The 14,992-nt window shown below is 67.3% G+C and carries 13 protein-coding genes; 6 read left to right on the top strand and 7 right to left on the bottom strand.

The genetic code is table 11. The features are described from left to right. The first annotated feature begins 64 nt into the window (after positions 1-64). Entirely contained in the window at positions 65-1,714 is a 1,650-nt protein-coding gene (gene pgi / locus E5K04_RS02085) for a glucose-6-phosphate isomerase (protein WP_136551242.1), read from the top strand. Next, positions 1,701-2,177, top strand: coding sequence for a CinA family protein (locus tag E5K04_RS02080; protein ID WP_136551241.1), 477 nt, complete (start codon positions 1,701-1,703; stop codon positions 2,175-2,177). Before pgi ends, E5K04_RS02080 begins: the two co-directional genes overlap by 14 nt. 5 nt (positions 2,178-2,182) lie before the next feature. Here E5K04_RS02080 and E5K04_RS02075 read toward each other — a convergent pair whose 3' ends face one another. Beyond that, complete coding sequence (locus tag E5K04_RS02075) at positions 2,183-3,955, bottom strand: ABC transporter ATP-binding protein/permease (protein ID WP_136551240.1); 1,773 nt, start codon at positions 3,953-3,955, stop codon at positions 2,183-2,185. A 148-nt stretch (positions 3,956-4,103) separates the two neighbouring features. Between E5K04_RS02075 and E5K04_RS02070 the strand changes: the two genes are divergently transcribed. Continuing rightward, positions 4,104-4,793 (top strand): MarC family protein, encoded by a 690-nt coding sequence (locus tag E5K04_RS02070; protein WP_136551239.1) that lies wholly within the window; start codon positions 4,104-4,106, stop codon positions 4,791-4,793. Here the strand turns inward: E5K04_RS02070 and E5K04_RS02065 are convergent. Then, entirely contained in the window at positions 4,741-5,364 is a 624-nt protein-coding gene (locus E5K04_RS02065; RefSeq protein WP_136551238.1) for an acyl carrier protein phosphodiesterase, read from the bottom strand. The genes E5K04_RS02070 and E5K04_RS02065 overlap by 53 nt on opposite strands. After that, positions 5,361-6,941 (bottom strand): tetratricopeptide repeat-containing diguanylate cyclase, encoded by a 1,581-nt coding sequence (locus E5K04_RS02060; RefSeq protein WP_168929132.1) that lies wholly within the window; start codon positions 6,939-6,941, stop codon positions 5,361-5,363. The genes E5K04_RS02065 and E5K04_RS02060 overlap by 4 nt, the downstream gene beginning before the upstream one ends. Before the next feature lie 88 nt (positions 6,942-7,029). Between E5K04_RS02060 and E5K04_RS16620 the strand changes: the two genes are divergently transcribed. The 3 genes from E5K04_RS16620 (at position 7,030) to E5K04_RS02045 (ending at position 10,398) form a co-directional block, all read left to right on the top strand. After that, entirely contained in the window at positions 7,030-7,707 is a 678-nt protein-coding gene (locus E5K04_RS16620) for a S4 domain-containing protein (RefSeq protein WP_168929131.1), read from the top strand. 105 nt (positions 7,708-7,812) lie between these two features. Next, complete coding sequence (locus tag E5K04_RS02050) at positions 7,813-9,021, top strand: amino acid aminotransferase (protein WP_136551235.1); 1,209 nt, start codon at positions 7,813-7,815, stop codon at positions 9,019-9,021. A gap of 84 nt (positions 9,022-9,105) precedes the next feature. Further along, a complete protein-coding gene (locus E5K04_RS02045) occupies positions 9,106-10,398 on the top strand; it encodes a DUF445 domain-containing protein (protein ID WP_205700267.1) in 1,293 nt (430 codons plus the stop codon). Between the two features lie 65 nt (positions 10,399-10,463). On the opposite strand, the gene E5K04_RS02040 is transcribed toward E5K04_RS02045, so the two are convergent. From E5K04_RS02040 to E5K04_RS02025, 4 genes are all read right to left on the bottom strand, one after another. Further along, positions 10,464-11,549, bottom strand: a complete 1,086-nt coding sequence (locus tag E5K04_RS02040; protein ID WP_136551233.1) for a TRAP transporter substrate-binding protein — start codon at positions 11,547-11,549, stop codon at positions 10,464-10,466. A 122-nt stretch (positions 11,550-11,671) separates the two neighbouring features. After that, a complete protein-coding gene (locus E5K04_RS02035; protein ID WP_136551232.1) occupies positions 11,672-12,760 on the bottom strand; it encodes a TRAP transporter substrate-binding protein in 1,089 nt (362 codons plus the stop codon). 60 nt (positions 12,761-12,820) lie between these two features. Beyond that, the gene (locus E5K04_RS02030) at positions 12,821-14,350 is read right to left on the bottom strand and encodes a TRAP transporter large permease (protein ID WP_136551231.1); all 1,530 of its coding nucleotides are present in this window, start codon (positions 14,348-14,350) and stop codon (positions 12,821-12,823) included. Further along, positions 14,347-14,901 (bottom strand): TRAP transporter small permease subunit, encoded by a 555-nt coding sequence (locus E5K04_RS02025; protein WP_136551230.1) that lies wholly within the window; start codon positions 14,899-14,901, stop codon positions 14,347-14,349. The genes E5K04_RS02030 and E5K04_RS02025 overlap by 4 nt, the downstream gene beginning before the upstream one ends. Between the last annotated feature and the right edge of the window lie 91 nt (positions 14,902-14,992).

Below are 14,992 nucleotides of genomic sequence, written 5' to 3'. Positions count from 1 at the left end.
GCAGGGCGCGTCGCGCCCTTTTATTATTGGTTTAATGACTTTCGCAAATTTTTTGGCATGAATGATGGCGACCATACGTTTTAACGACATCAACGCGTCGCAGGTGTGGGCGCGGCTGCACCAGCACCAGCGCTCGACCCGGCATGTGCACATGCGCGAGCTGTTCGACGCCGACCCTGGACGCTTCGAGCGCTTCTCGCTGCGGCTGGACGGGCTGCTGCTCGACTACTCGAAGAACCGCATCACCGACCGCACGCTGGAGCTCCTGTTCGAGCTCGCGGAAGTCGCCGACCTTAAGGGGCAGATGGACGCGATGCGCGGCGGCGAGCGGATCAACGTCAGCGAAAACCGCGCGGTGCTGCACACCGCGCTGCGCCTGCCGGCGGACGCGAGCCTGCTGGTCGACGGCGTCGACGTGGTGCCCGAGGTGCACGCGACGCTCGCCAGGATGGCGGCCTTCTCAGGGGACGTGCGGGCGGGCGATTGGCGCGGCCACGCAGGGCAAAAGATCACCGACGTGGTGAACCTCGGCATCGGCGGCTCGGACCTGGGACCCTTGCTCGCCTGTGAGGCGCTTGCGCCCTGGCACGACGGCCCGCGCGTGCACTACGTCTCCAACGTCGACCCGGCGCACCTCGCGCGCACGCTAGAAGGCCTGGATGCCGCAAGCACGCTCTTCATTGTCTGCTCCAAGTCGTTCACCACGCCGGAGACCCTGCTCAACGCGCACGCCGCGCGCCGCTGGTTCCTCGCGCGTGCGCCGGAGCCGGCCCTTGCGCGCCATTTTGTCGCGGTGTCGACCAACACCTGCGCCGCCGGCGCCTTCGGCATCCCGCCTGACAACCTGTTCGGTTTCTGGGACTGGGTCGGCGGCCGCTATTCGCTGTGGTCGGCGGTCGGGCTGTCGCTGATGCTGGCGGTGGGTGAGGCGAACTTCCGCGAATTGCTCGCCGGCGCGCACGCGATGGACACCCACTTCTTCGAGGCGCCGTTTACGCGCAACATGCCGGTGCTGATGGCGCTGATCGGCGTCTGGTACAACACCTTCTACGGCGCGCACACCCACGCGATCATGCCGTACGACCACGGCCTGCGCCGCTTGCCCGCGCATATCCAGCAGCTCGACATGGAGTCCAACGGCAAGCGGGTAGGCCGCTACGGCGAGCGTCTGGATTTTGATACCGGCCCGGTGATCTGGGGCGAGGAGGGCGTCAACAGCCAGCACGCCTTCTTCCAGCTCTTGCACCAGGGGACAAGGCTGGTGCCGAGCGACTTCATCGTGCCGATGCAAAGCCGCTACGACGACGCGCAGCACCGCGTGCTGGTCGCCAACGCGTTCGCGCAGACCGAGGCCTTGATGCGCGGCAAGACCGTCGCCGAGGCGATGGCCGAACTTACGGGCGTCAGCGGCGAGGCGCTCGACATGCTCGCGCCGCAGAAGACCTTCCCGGGCAACCAGCCGTCGAATACGCTGGCGCTCTCGGCGCTGACTCCGCACACGCTGGGCATGCTGCTCGCGCTGTACGAACACAAGGTATTCGTGCAGGGCGCGGTGTGGGGGCTCAATTCCTTCGACCAGTGGGGGGTCGAGTACGGCAAACAGCTCGCGCGCGCGATCGCGCCCGAACTCGAGCAAGGTGTAGATGTCGGCGAACACGACAGCTCGACCCACGGGCTGATCGGCTTTTACCGGGAAACCCATGCACAAAGTTGACGTGGTACGGCTAGGCGACGCCTTGCGCGCGCGCAAAGAGACCGTCGCGCTCGCCGAGTCGTGCACCGGCGGGCTGATCGCCGCCGCCCTCACCGACGTCGCGGGCAGCTCCGACTGGTTCGGCTGGGGCTTTGTCAGCTACGCCAACGCGGCCAAACAGGCGATGCTCGGCGTGCGCGCGGACACGCTTGCCGCCTTTGGCGCGGTCAGCCGCGAGACGGTGCTCGAGATGGCCGGGGGCGCGCGTAGCCGTGCCTCGGCCGACTGGGCCGTCGCGGTGTCCGGCATCGCCGGCCCCGGCGGCGGCAGCCCCGGCAAGCCGGTCGGCACCGTGTGGATCGCGGTGGCCGGCCCTGACGGGGTGGCGGCCGAGTGCCACCTGTTCGCCGGAGACCGCGCGGCGGTGCGTGCGCAGACGGTGGAGGCGGCGCTCGCCCTGCTTGCCGCGCGGCTTGGCCTGTAGCGTCTTTAAGCGAAGCGCCAGCGACCCTCGCCGGTGAGTTCTAGCTTTTGCGGGTGATGGCGCTCGAGCGTGCTGCGGTGGCCGACGCTGACCAGTACCAGCTCCGGCAGCCGCTCGCGCACCAGCGTGTACATCGCGTGTTCCAGAGCCTCGTCCATCGCGCTGGTCGCCTCGTCGAGGAAGGCCGCACGCGGCGCCGCGAGCAGCAGGCGGCCGAAGGCGAGCCTTTGCTGCTCGCCCAGCGACAGGATGCGCGACCAGTCACCCGCCTCGTCCAGGCGCCCGCTCAAATGCCCAAGCTGCACGTCGGCGAGCACCTGCGCCGCGCGTGCGTCGTCGATTGCCGGGTGCGGGTAGCACAGCGCCTCGCGCAGCGTGCCCAGCGGCAGGTAGGGCTTCTGTGACAGGAACAGCCGTTCGCCGTCCGGCCGCCGGATGCGCCCCTCGCAGTAAGGCCACAGCCCGGCGATCGCGCGCAGCAAGGTGGTCTTGCCGCTGCCCGAGCGGCCTCGGATCAACAGCGGCGCACCCGGCTCGACCGTGAAGCTCGCGTCTTGCAACAGCGGCCTCGCCTGCGGCGTGCGGATGCTCAGGTTCTCGACGCCCAGCGTACGGCCGCCGTCTTCCAGCGTGGGGGCGGGCAGGGTGTCAGCCGCCTCGATCGCGTCGACGAAACCGGTCAGACGGTCGAGCACCGCGCGATAGCCGGCGAAGTCGTCGTACGCCTGGCGGAAGAACGACAGGTTGTCCTGCAACTGGCCGAAGGCCTGCGCGGTCTGCACCATGTCGCCCAGCGTGATTTCCTTAGAGAAGAAGCGCTGCGCCTGGATGATGAAGGGGAACACCGCCGCGGTCTGGCTGACCACGAAGTTGAAGCCCTGGAACTTCAGCGAGCGGAACACGATCGCCCACGCGTTGCCGATGATGCCCGAGAAGCGCGCGCGCAGCTTGCCGCCCTCGACCGCCTCGCCCCGGTAGAAGGCGACGCTCTCGCCGTATTCGCGCAGGCGCACCAAGGCGTAGCGGTAGTCGGCGTTCAGCTGCTCGTTGAGGAAGTTCAGCCGGATCAGCGGCTTGCCGATCTTGAACGCGAACACGGTGGCGACGATCACGTAGAGATAAACGACAAACACCATGCCGCGCGGGATCTCAAGCCCGAACAGCTCGAGCACGCCGGAGAGCCCCCACAGGATGATGGTGAATTCGATGGTCGACACCAGCGCGTCGATCACGCCCATCGACAGCGACAGCGACAGCGCGGCAAAGCTGGTGACGTCCTGCTGCAGCCGCTGGTCGGGGTTGTCCGCCGGCGTTTCCAGATACTGGCTCTTGAAGTAGGCCTGCTTGTCGACCCAGCGCGAGAGCAGGGTTTCGTTCAGCCATTGCCGCCAGTGGATCACGAAGGACTGGTTCAGGTAGTAGCTGGTGAGCGCGCGCACCACGTGCACGCTGGCCAGGCCGGCGAAGCTCCACATCGACACCCAAAACAGCTGCTCATCGAGCTTCTGCAGCGAGGCGTACATCTGGTTGTACCACTGCGAGAACAGCACGCTCATGCGCACGCCAAACAGCGTGATCAGGAGGATCGCCAGCAGCGTCAGCAGCGCGCGCGGGTTGCGCCGGATCGAGAAGTAGCCGCCGGAGAGCCGCCAGAACTGGCGGCCCCATACCGTGCTTTTCGCCAGCACGTAGAGCGCGGCGCCCGCGATGGCGGTGGTCAGCGTAAAGGCCTTGAGCAGCCACAGGCTGCTGTCGACGAGTTCCTGGCTCCAGTTCATGTCGTCCCCTAGTCTGCGGCGTGTGCCGGCGGAAGGCGTATCCTAGCCAAAATCCGCGGCGGCGGCACCCTGACGGGCAGTCTGTCCGCCCCTTTACACCCGTGCGTGCGCATGAAATGCTAGGGAAAACCCGTTTTGGACCCCGAACGTGCTCGCTACCCTGCTGTTATTCGTCTCCAAGGTGCTGTTTGTCGCCGCCGCACTGCTGCCGATCATGAACCCGCCCGGCATGGTGCCGGTGTTCCTCGCGCAGACCGCGCGCAACACGCCCGAGCAGCGCGTCTACCTGTCGCGCCGCATCGCGGTGTTCGCCTTCCTGCTGCTGCTGGGGTCGATGTATATCGGCGGCTTCGTGCTGGAGATCTTCGGCGTGTCGCTGCCGGTGGTGCAGATCAGCGGCGGCATGCTGATCACGCTGGCCGCCTGGCGCATGCTGAACGACGAGCCGGCCGAGGCCTCGCCCGCGTCGGGGCAACTGGGCGAGCACATCAGCCGTGACGCGCTCAAGCAGAAGGCGTTCTACCCGCTGGCCTTCCCGCTGACGGTGGGGCCAGGCTCGGTGTCGGTCGCGATCACGCTGGGCGCGTCGTTCGCGCACACGGGCGAGGGCTGGATGCGCTACGTGCTGGCGCCTTTGGCCGCGATGGTCGCCGTCGCGCTGGTCAGCGTGTTCGTCTACCTCTGTTACCGGCACGGCGAGCGGCTGCTCGCGCTGCTCGGGCAGACCGGCGCGGTGGTATTCATGCGCCTGACCGCGTTCATCCTGCTCTGCCTCGGCGTGCAGATCATGTGGGACGGGGCGCGCGAGCTGTTGCTGCCGCTGCTGGCCGCGCGCTGAAGGCGGCCGCCTCGGCGGCTAGCTGCGGGTAGAACGCGAAAAAATCCGCTTCCAGTGCCGCGTAGTTGGCGAGCAGTTCTTCGGCGCCGCCCAGGAGCGGATTGCCGGCGCGGGCGCGGTGTCGCGCGAAGGCGTCGATCACCCGCGCGATGCCGTCCACGTCGCGGTAGGCGACCAGCCAGTCGTTGGCGCGCATCAGCGGGGCGGCTGCGGCGAGCCTGGCCGGCAGCTGCCCTTGGCATGCGTCGAGCGCGCGGTAGACCGCCTGCGCGAAGCACTCGAGGCCCGGCGTGTACCAGCGGTCCCAGTGGCGGGCGAGGAAGTGGTCGTAGAAGAGGTCGACCAGCACGCCCGAGTAGCGGGCCCTTGCCGCGCTGATGCGGGCGCGGCTTTGCCTGTGCAGCGGGTGGGCGTCGGTGTAGCGGTCGATCTGCTGGTGCAGCAGGTAGCCCGCCATGAAGGCGGGCGGCAGCGCGGAGAGCTCGGCCTTGCGGCAGAAATCACCCATCAGGTTGCCCAGCCGGACGGCCGTATCGTCCGGGGAGAGCGCCAGATGGGCGAGGTAGTTCATGTGGCGAGCACGACCCGGTTGCGCCCCTGCGCCTTGGCCTGATAGAGCGCCGCATCCGCAAGCTTGATCAGCGCGTCGAGCGAGACGCCGTCCTGCCACGCGGCGACCCCGGCGCTCAGCGACAAGGGCAGCGTGTTGTCGTCGAACGCCAGCCCGCGCACGCTGACCTGCTCGAGCATCCGTTGCGCGGCGGCCAGTGCCTGGTGCGCGGCGGCGCCGGGCAGCAGCATCACGAATTCCTCGCCGCCGTAGCGGGCGAACAGGTCGTCCTGGCGAGCGCCTTCCCGCAGCGCCCGGCTGATTTCCTGCAAAGCGAGGTCGCCGACGGCGTGCCCCCAGTTGTCGTTGATCTGCTTGAAGTGGTCGGCGTCGAACAGGATCAGGCAGGCGTGCAGGCCGGCCTTCGCGCAGCGCGCGAGCGTAGCCTTCGCCTCGTCGCGGAAGTGACGCCGGTTGTAGATGCCGGTCAGCGCATCGAAGCGGGCGAGGCGCTCGGCTTCCTTCAGGAGGTCAGCGCGGCGGCGCACTTCCGCTTCCAGCGCCTGGTTGCGCAGTTGCGCCTGCTCCTTCATCTGCTCGGCGTGTACCGTGCGGAAGCGGATTTCCAGGTAGCGCACGCGAAGCTCGGCCGTGTCGCTGCGCAGCGCCTCCTTGCGCTGGTGGTAGGCCTCGAACTGTTGCAGCGCCTCGCGAAAGCGCCGTTGCCCCTTGAACAGCGCCGACAGCGCGTGGCAGCACAGGTAGCCGAGCCTGCCGTCGCCGATTCGGTCGGCCAGGCGCAGCGCGTGCTCGAGTTGCGTCTGCGCCTCGTCGACGCGCTGGTGGCGGCCGTCGAGCCGGCCCAGATGGTAGAGCGCCTGCGCCTCGTGGCGGGAGAGCCGCAGCCGGCGGGAGAGCGAGAGCGCCTCGATCAGGTGTGCGCGGCCGTCGCCGCCGCCGGCCTCGACCACCTGCGCGAGCGTGATCAGGTACTCGGCCAGATAGTCTTCATTGCCCAGTTCGCGCAGCAGCAGGATGCTCTGGTCGATGTGCGCGCGTGCGGCGTCGACCTGCCCTTCGGCCAGTTCGGTATTGGCGAGGCTGTCCAGCGCCAGCGACTCGATCATGCGGTCGCCGCTGCCGCGTGCAAGTTCGATGCATCGCAGCAGGCTCTTGCGGGCCTTGGCCTGCTCGCCGAGGAAGTGGTAGGTGAAGCCCAGGCTGTTGAGCAGGCGGGCCAGGTGCGGGGATCCGCCGCGCCGCTCCACTTCGGCGATCTCGTCCAGGCAGATGGCCAGCGCGTCCGGGTAGAGCCCCTGCATGATATGGATGTTGGCGATCCGGCACTGCACCAGCGTCTCGAGTTCAAGCCCGGCGGCCTTGACGGCCAGCTGCTTGGCGCGCACCAGATGCTGCAGGGCCGAGTCGAAACTGCCGGCCAGGGTCTCGAGCGTGCCTTGTTCGAGCAGCAGCGCTGCCTCGTGCAGGGTGCCCGCCCCGTCGCTGCTCACGTCAGGCTGCGGCAGCGCGCGGCCCGCGCTGGGCCTAGGCGCGTCCTGCAGAGTCTGGGCAGCTTGCGTGATGGGACGGGTGGGCATGGATTGTATGGAGTCGCTAAGTTTAAGTGGCAGTTTATATAGTATATTGGCCGCCCGTTCAAATGCCGCCTGTCCTAAAGGAGTAACAATGTCCGAAACCGTCCGCCTGAGCCGTTATCTGGTCGATAAGGGGCTGGCCGCCTCGCGGCGGGACGCCGACGAGGCGATCGAGATGGGGCGGGTCTGCGTCGACGGCCAGCTGGTCGACGCGCTGGGCAGCCGCGTGTCGCCCGGCCAGCAGGTGACGCTGGTCGACGTCGCGTACACCCTGCCGCCGTCGCGGGTGACCCTGCTTGCGCATGCCCCTGCCGGGGCGGACGCGGAGGCGGTGCTGGGCAAGGCCACCCGCAGCGCGCACGACGCGACCCGCTGGGCGTGGCTCGCGCGCTGCGCGGGGCATCTGCAGGAGGCCGCGCCGCTGGCCGCCGGTGCCGAGGGCCTGCGCGTCTGGACGCAGGACACGCAGCTGGCGCGCCTCCTGTCCGACCCGTCGCGTTTCGAGCATGAATACCTGATCGATTTCAAGGAGGCGCCTCACGACGCGGCGCTTGAGCGCTTGGCGGCCTTGCCGTGCAGGGTGTCGCGCCAGGGCGAGTGCCGGATCCGCGTATTGCTGCGCGAGCGCCCGCGCGTGGCGCTTGCCGACGCGCTCGCCGCCGCTTCGCTCGCGCCGGTCAGGGTATTCAGGCAGCGGGTCGGCCGGGTGTCGCTCGTCCGGCTGGAGCAGGGCAGCTGGCGCTACCTCGCGCCGGGCGAACGTTTTTGAGCGGGTGAAGGGCGCAGAGGCCTGCGGGTGCTTTTATGACATGGTAAGATTTGGCCGTCGAAAAATATTACCTGCAGCAACCCACATCCCTGGAGTTTCCGTCTTATGAGCAGCTCTCTTTTCGCCGGCGTCGCGCTGGCTCCGCGCGACCCGATTCTCGGCCTGAACGAGGCGTTCAACGCCGACACCCGCGCGACCAAGGTCAACCTCGGCGTCGGCGTGTACTTCGACGCCAACGGCAAGCTGCCGCTTCTGGCGGCTGTCAAGGAAGCGGAAAAGGCGCGCCTCGCGGCACAGCCGCCGCGCGGCTACCAGCCGATCGAGGGCAACGGCGCGTATAACCAGGCCGTGCAGAAGCTGCTGTTCGGCGCGGACAGCGAACTCTTGGCCGCCGGCCGCGTGGTGACCGCGCAGGCGCTGGGCGGCACCGGCGCGCTGAAGATCGGCGCGGACTTCCTCAAGGGCCTGAACGCCGACGCCAAGGTCTACATCAGCGACCCGTCGTGGGAAAACCACCGCGCGCTGTTCGAAGCGGCCGGCTTCGTGGTTGAAAACTACCCGTACTACGACGCCGCTACCCGTGGCGTCGACTTCGCCGCGATGAAGGTGTTCCTCGCCGGCCTGCCCGCAGGTTCGGTCATCGTGCTGCACGCGTGCTGCCACAACCCGACCGGCGCGGACCTCTCCGATGAAGAGTGGGGCGAAGTGGTCGAGCTGTGCCGCGAGCGTGGCTTGGTGCCTTTCCTCGACATGGCCTACCAGGGTTTCGCCGAAGGCATCAGCGAAGACGCGGTCGCGGTGCGCCTTTTCTCGGCGTCCGGCCTGCAGTTCTTCGTGTCGAGCTCGTTCTCCAAGAGCTTCTCGATGTACGGCGAGCGCGTAGGCGCGCTGTCCATCGTCACCGCCGACCGCGACGAGTCCGCCCGCGTGCTCTCGCAGGTCAAGCGCGTGATCCGCACCAACTACTCGAACCCGCCGATCCACGGCGCGGCGGTGGTCGGCGCGGTGCTCGCAAGCAGTGAACTGTGTGCGATGTGGGAAGAAGAGCTCGCCGGCATGCGCCTGCGCATCCGCGCGATGCGCGAGGGCCTGGTGGGCGCGCTGAAAGAAAAGGGCGTCGCGCAGGACTTCTCCTTCGTGACCCGCCAGCGCGGCATGTTCTCGTACACCGGGCTCGCCGCGGCGCAAGTCGACGTGCTGCGCGGCGAGTTCGGCATCTACGCGGTGTCGACCGGCCGCATCTGCCTGGCTGCGCTCAACGAAGGCAACCTGGGCTACGTCGCCGACGCGATCGCGTCCATCGTCAAGGCCTGATCCGCCTCGCCCTGGCAACCGCCGGCCCTGCGCCGGCGGTTTTCTTTTTGGCGCCGATTACAATCGATGAAGGGAGGGGGCGCGATGCCGGCATGGAAGATGAACGACGACGACCTCGAGCGGCATGCGGCGCTTGGCCGGATGAAGGCCTTCGCGCTGGCGCTGCTGCTCGCGGCGCTGGTGCTTGCGCTTGTCGCGCGCGCGAACGAGGGTGCGCACCCGGCGTGGAGCTATGTGGCGGCGTTTGCCGAGGCGGCGACCGTCGGCGCGCTGGCCGACTGGTTTGCGGTGGTCGCCCTGTTCCGCCGCCCGTTCGGTTTGCCGATCTGGCACACGGCGATCATCCCGCGCAGCAAGGCGCGCATCGCGCGCAACCTGGGCAGCTTCGTCGTCGAGCACTTCTTCACCGCCGAGGCGTTGACGCGCCGCCTCGCGGCGATCAACCCTGCCGCCCGTGCGGGCGAATACCTGGCCGACGACGCGAACGCGGCGCGCATCGCGCGCATGCTCTCAAGCGCGCTCGGCGGTTTGCTTTCTTCGGCGAACGACGCGGCGCTGCGCGGCTGGTTCTCGCGCCGGCTGGGCGACGCGCTGCGTTCCGAACAGACGGCCGACGCGATCGCCGGCCTGGCCGTCTCGGCGCTGGACGCGAAGAGGCGCCAGGCGCTGGCCTCGTACGCGCTTGCCAAGGCCGCCGACAAGCTGGCCGACCCCGTCTTGCGCGAACAACTGGTCGAGCGTCTGACCGAGGTGCTGCACCTGGAAGACGTCAAGGTGATGGGGGTGTCGCTGGGCGGCACGCTGCGCCCGCTGGCGCGCTCGCTGGCCGAGCGGCTGATCGCGCGTTGCGCGGGCGAGCTCTCGGCCGCCTACGCGGACGAACACCATCCGTGGCGGCAGCCCTGCGACGACGCGCTGCGCCATGCGATCGACCGCCTGCAATCGGACGCAGGCTACCGCAGGGCGCTGGCGAGCGGCCTGGCCGCGCTCGCCTGCGACGACGCCTGGGCTGCGGCCACGGACCAGCTGTGGGGCGCGCTGCGCGAGGCGCTGCTGGAAGAAGTGCGCGGCGAGGCGGGCGAGCGCTGGCTGGGCGGCTTGCTGCGCGAGCTTGGCGTGCACCTGTCGGCGGATGCGCGCCTGCAGGGGCGGATCAACCGGCGCCTGCTCGCGGTGCTGCCCGGCCTGATCGAACCCTACCGGCCGTCGATCGGCCGTTTCATCGCCGAGAAGCTCGACAGCTGGAGCGAGGAGGAGGTCAGCGAGCGCATCGAGCTTGCCATCGGCCGCGACCTGCAGTTCATCCGCGTCAACGGCACGCTGGTCGGCGGGCTGATCGGCCTCGCGCTTTACGGCCTCTCGCGCCTGTTCGCCTGAGAACCTGTACACGCCCAGCAGCAAAAAGGGCCGGCGCGTGGCCGGCCCTTCATGTGGCGCTGGACTTACTTCTTGTTGGTGTACATGAAGGTTTCCATGCCCAGCTCGGCCAGGTTGAACCAGCCGTGCTCGAGCGCGCGGAATTTCTTCCACGGCGCGTAGATCTTGGCGAACGCCGGGTTCTTGGCCGCTTCTTCCTCGTACAGCTTGAACGCCTCGGTGTGCGCGGCCTTCATGATGTCTGCCGGGTACTTCTTCAGCTTGGTGCCCTTCTGCAGCAGCGACACCAGCGCCTGCGGGTTCTTCGCGTCGTACTCGGCGAGCATCAGCAGGTTCGCCTCGGCGGCGGCGGTCTCGAACGCGAGCTGGTAGTCCTTCGGCAGCTTCGCCCATTCCTTGCTGTTCACGTAGAACGACAGGTTCGGGCCCGGCTCCCAGAAGCCCGGGTAGTAGTAGAACTTGGCGACCTTGTAGAAGCCGAGCTTCTCGTCGTCGTACGGGCCGACCCATTCGGTCGCGTCGATGGTGCCTTTTTCCAGCGCCGGGTAGATGTCGCCGCCCGGGATGGACTGCGGGATCGCGCCGAGTTTCGCCATGATCTCGCCGCCGAAGCCCGGGATGCGCATCTTCAGGCCCTTGAGGTCGGCCAGCGACTTCACTTCGTTACGGAACCAGCCGCCCATCTGGCAGCCGGTGTTGCCGCCCGGGAAGTTGACGATGTTGTACTGCGCGAACAGTTCGCGCATCAGCTTCATGCCGCCGCCGTAGTAGAGCCACGCGTTCTGCTGGCGCGCGGTCAGGCCGAACGGCAAGGAGGTGTCGAAGGCGAACGCCTTGTTCTTGCCGACGTAGTAGTAGCTGGCGGTGTGGCCGCACTCGACGGTGCCGTTCTGCACCACGTCGAGTACCTGGTTGCCCGGGGCGATCTCGCCGCCCGGGAACACGCGGATCTGGAACTTGCCGCCGGTCAGTTCGGCAACGCGGCGGGACAGCTGCTCTGCGCCGCCGAAGATGGTGTCGAGGCTCTTGGGGAAGCTCGACGCCATGCGCCAGCGTACGGTCGGGCCATCTGCGGCCAGCGCGGGCGCGCTGACGGTGGCAGCGGCGGCGCCGGCGACACCGGCTTTCTTCAAGAAGGAACGTCTCTCCATGGTTTTCTCCTTTGGGGCTGCGCTCGAGCGGCGCTTTGTCTTGCCCGTTTCTTTGCAGTTGATGGCGGGGACGGGTAGTTGCTTTGGTCAAACAGCGGGGCCCGGAGGCCCCGCTATCGGGTTTACTTCACGCGGTTGCTGTACATGAATGAATCCATGCCCAGTTCAGCCAGGTTGAACCAGCCGTGCTCCAGCGCGCGGAACTTCTTCCACGGGCCGTAGATCTTGGCGAAGGACGGGTTCTTCTTCGCTTCTTCCTCGTAGAGCTGGAACGCGATGGTCTGCGCGGCCTTCATGATGTCCGCCGGATACTTCTTCAGCTTGACGCCCTTTTGCAGGAGGCGAACCAGCGCCTGCGGGTTCTGCGCGTCGTACTGCGCGAGCATGGTCAGGTTGGCCTCAGCCGCTGCTACCTCGAACGCTTCCTTGTACAGCTTGGGCAGCTTCTCCCACTGCGCCTTGTTGACGATGAAGGACAGCGTCGGGCCCGGCTCCCAGAAGCCCGGGTAGTAGTAGTAGGGCGCGACCTTGTAGAAGCCGAGCTTCTCGTCGTCGTACGGGCCGACCCATTCGGTCGCATCGATGGTGCCTTTCTCCAGCGCCGGGTAGATGTCGCCGGCCGGCAGCGACTGCGGGATCGCGCCCATCTTGGCCATGATCTCGCCGCCGAAGCCCGGGATGCGCATCTTCAGGCCCTTGAGGTCGGCCAGCGACTTCACTTCCTGGCGGAACCAGCCGCCCATCTGGCAGCCGGTGTTGCCGCCCGGGAAGTTCACGCAGCCGTACTGCGCGTAGAGTTCGCGGGTCGCCTTCAGGCCGCCGCCGTAGTACAGCCACGCGTTCTGCTGGCGGGACGTCAGGCCGAACGGCATCGAGGTGTCGAACGCGAACGCCTTGTTCTTGCCGACGTAGTAGTAACCGGCAGTGTGGCCGCATTCGACGGTGTTGTTCTGCACCACGTCGAGCACCTGGTTGCCCGGCGCGATCTCGCCGGCCGGGAACACGCGGATCTGGAACTTGCCGCCGGTCAGCTCGGCGATGCGTTTGGACATGCGCTCGGCCGCGCCGTAGATGGTGTCGAGGCTCTTGGGAAAGCTCGACGCCAGGCGCCAGCGGATGGCCGGCAGGTCAGCCGCCAGCGCAGGAGCGCTGACCGTGGCGGCGGCGGCGCCGGCGACACCGGCTTTCTTGAGGAAGGAACGTCTTTCCATGTTTTTCTCCTGTTTATGCAAAGCCGCGCGCAGGATGGGGCTGCGCGCTTGAATCGGGTGTTACTGGCCGGTCAAGGCCTTGAGGGCGGCGTCGCTCTCGTCCGCTGCGCTGCCGGTGGCCGCGCTCGCGTCGCCGCCTTCGCCGGTCAGCGACTGCATCGTCGCAGCGCTCTCGTCGCCGGCGCCGGAGGCGTCGCCGTAGCTCTCGTTCTCGGTCGAGAGCTGTTCGAGCACCATTTCGGCCTTGCTCTCGTCGACGACGACTTCCTTGTCGCGCAGTGCGGTGGTCAGCTGCGGGAACGCGATTACCAGGCCGATCATCACGATCTGCAGCAGCACGTAGGGGATGGCGCCCTTGTAGATGTTGCCGCTGCTGACTTCCTTGGGCGCGACGCTGCGCAGGAAGAACAGCGCGAAGCCGAACGGCGGGTGCATGAACGAGGTCTGCATGTTCACCGCGAGGATCACGCCGAACCAGACGAGGTCGATGCCCAGGTTTTGCGCGACCGGAGCCAGTAGCGGTACCAGGATGAAGGCGATCTCGAAGAAGTCGAGGAAGAACGCCAGGAAGAATACCAGCACGTTGACCGCGATCAGGAAGCCGGTTTCGCCGCCGGGCAGCGAGGTCATCAGGTGCTCGACCCACTTGTCGCCGTCGACGCCGAGGAAGGCGATGCGGAACACGCGCGCGCCGATCAGGATGAACACCACGAAGGTGGTCAGCTTCAGCGTCGAGTCCATCGCCTGCTTGAGCAAGCCCATGTCCAGCTTGCGGTTGATCAGGGCGAGGATGATCGCGCCGACCGCGCCCATCGCACCGCCTTCGGTTGGGGTCGCGATGCCGAGGAAGATGGTGCCCAGCACCAGGAAGATCAGCAACAGCGGCGGCACCATCACCAAGAGCACGCGGGCGAACAGCGCGCCGCCACGCAGGGTGCGCGCCTCTTCCGGCAGCGCCGGCGCCCACTGCGGCTTCACCATGGTCACGCCAAAGATGAACATCGCGTACATCAAGCACAGGCCAAGGCCCGGCAGCAGCGCGGCGGCGTACATGTCGCCGACCGAAGTGCCCAGCTGGTCGGCCAGCACGATCAGCACCAGGCTGGGTGGGATGATCTGCGCGAGCGTGCCCGACGCGGCGATCACGCCGGTGGCGATCTTCTGGTCGTAGCCGTAGCGCAGCATGATCGGCAGCGAGATCAGACCCATCGAGATCACCGAGGCGGCGACCACGCCGGTGGTCGCGGCGAGCAGCGCGCCGACGAAGATCACCGCGTAGGCGATGCCGCCGCGCACGCGGCCGAACAGCTGGCCGATGGTCTCGAGCATCGCCTCGGCCATGCCGGATCGCTCGAGGACCAGGCCCATGAAGGTGAAGAAGGGGATCGCCAGCAGCGTGTCGTTGCGCATGATGTCGAACACCTGGCGCGGCAGGGCCTGCAGGAGTTCGGGGCGCAGCAGTTCAAAGTGGATGCCGACCCAGCTGAAAAACAGGCCGACCGCGGCGAGCGCGAAGGCGACCGGGTAGCCGATCAGCAGGAACAGGATCAGCGACCCGAACATGATCGGGGCCATCAATTCGAGGCTCATACGTGTTCATCCTCTTTCGGGTCGATTGCCTTGTCGAGCGGGTTGGGGGCGATGCCCGCCAGGAAGCCGACGCGCTTGATGATTTCGGAGACGCCCTGCAGGGAGAGCAGCGTGAAGCCGATCGGGATCAGCACCAGTACCGGCCAGCGGATCAGGCCGCCGTTGTCGGCCGACATCTCGCCGGTCGTCCACGCGTCCATGAACATCGGCCAGCCGTAGTAGACGAGCAGGGTGCTGAAGGGTAGCAGGAACAGTACGGTGCATACGATGTCGAGCAGCGCCTGGCCGCGGGCCGAGAGCTTGCTGGCGAGCAGGTCGATGCGGATGTGTTCGTTCTTTTGCAGCGTGTACGCGCCGGCGAACAGGAACATCGCCGAGAACAGATACCACTGGATCTCGAGGAAGCCGTTCGAGCTGACGTGGAACAATTTGCGGACGACGGCGTTGCCGGCGCTGATGAGCACGACAATCAGCACGATCCATGATGCGGACCGGCCTATGCGCGCGTTGATCGCGTCGATCAGACGCGACAGGGCGAGCAGGGTGTGCACGATTTCTCCTGAAGTGTGGAAGGCCTGAGGCTTGTTATCGTTATCCGGATATTATTCCGGATGACAAAATACTAATCCTTCGGCATGTCAG

The organism is Crenobacter intestini (genome assembly GCF_004919095.1).
Lineage (GTDB): Bacteria > Pseudomonadota > Gammaproteobacteria > Burkholderiales > Chromobacteriaceae > Craterilacuibacter > Craterilacuibacter intestini.
This window is presented reverse-complemented; position numbering and strand designations above follow the sequence as displayed.

Excerpts from the sequence above, each read along its gene's own strand:
- pgi (WP_136551242.1), top strand. The coding sequence starts at position 65 with ATGGCGACCATACGTTTTAACGACATCAACGCGTCGCAGGTGTGGGCG.
- E5K04_RS02080 (WP_136551241.1), top strand. The coding sequence starts at position 1,701 with ATGCACAAAGTTGACGTGGTACGGCTAGGCGACGCCTTGCGCGCGCGC.
- E5K04_RS02075 (WP_136551240.1), bottom strand. The coding sequence starts at position 3,955 with ATGAACTGGAGCCAGGAACTCGTCGACAGCAGCCTGTGGCTGCTCAAG.
- E5K04_RS02065 (WP_136551238.1), bottom strand. The coding sequence starts at position 5,364 with ATGAACTACCTCGCCCATCTGGCGCTCTCCCCGGACGATACGGCCGTC.
- E5K04_RS02060 (WP_168929132.1), bottom strand. The coding sequence starts at position 6,941 with ATGCCCACCCGTCCCATCACGCAAGCTGCCCAGACTCTGCAGGACGCG.
- E5K04_RS16620 (WP_168929131.1), top strand. The coding sequence starts at position 7,030 with ATGTCCGAAACCGTCCGCCTGAGCCGTTATCTGGTCGATAAGGGGCTG.
- E5K04_RS02050 (WP_136551235.1), top strand. The coding sequence starts at position 7,813 with ATGAGCAGCTCTCTTTTCGCCGGCGTCGCGCTGGCTCCGCGCGACCCG.
- E5K04_RS02045 (WP_205700267.1), top strand. The coding sequence starts at position 9,106 with ATGCCGGCATGGAAGATGAACGACGACGACCTCGAGCGGCATGCGGCG.
- E5K04_RS02040 (WP_136551233.1), bottom strand. The coding sequence starts at position 11,549 with ATGGAGAGACGTTCCTTCTTGAAGAAAGCCGGTGTCGCCGGCGCCGCC.
- E5K04_RS02035 (WP_136551232.1), bottom strand. The coding sequence starts at position 12,760 with ATGGAAAGACGTTCCTTCCTCAAGAAAGCCGGTGTCGCCGGCGCCGCC.
- E5K04_RS02030 (WP_136551231.1), bottom strand. The coding sequence starts at position 14,350 with ATGAGCCTCGAATTGATGGCCCCGATCATGTTCGGGTCGCTGATCCTG.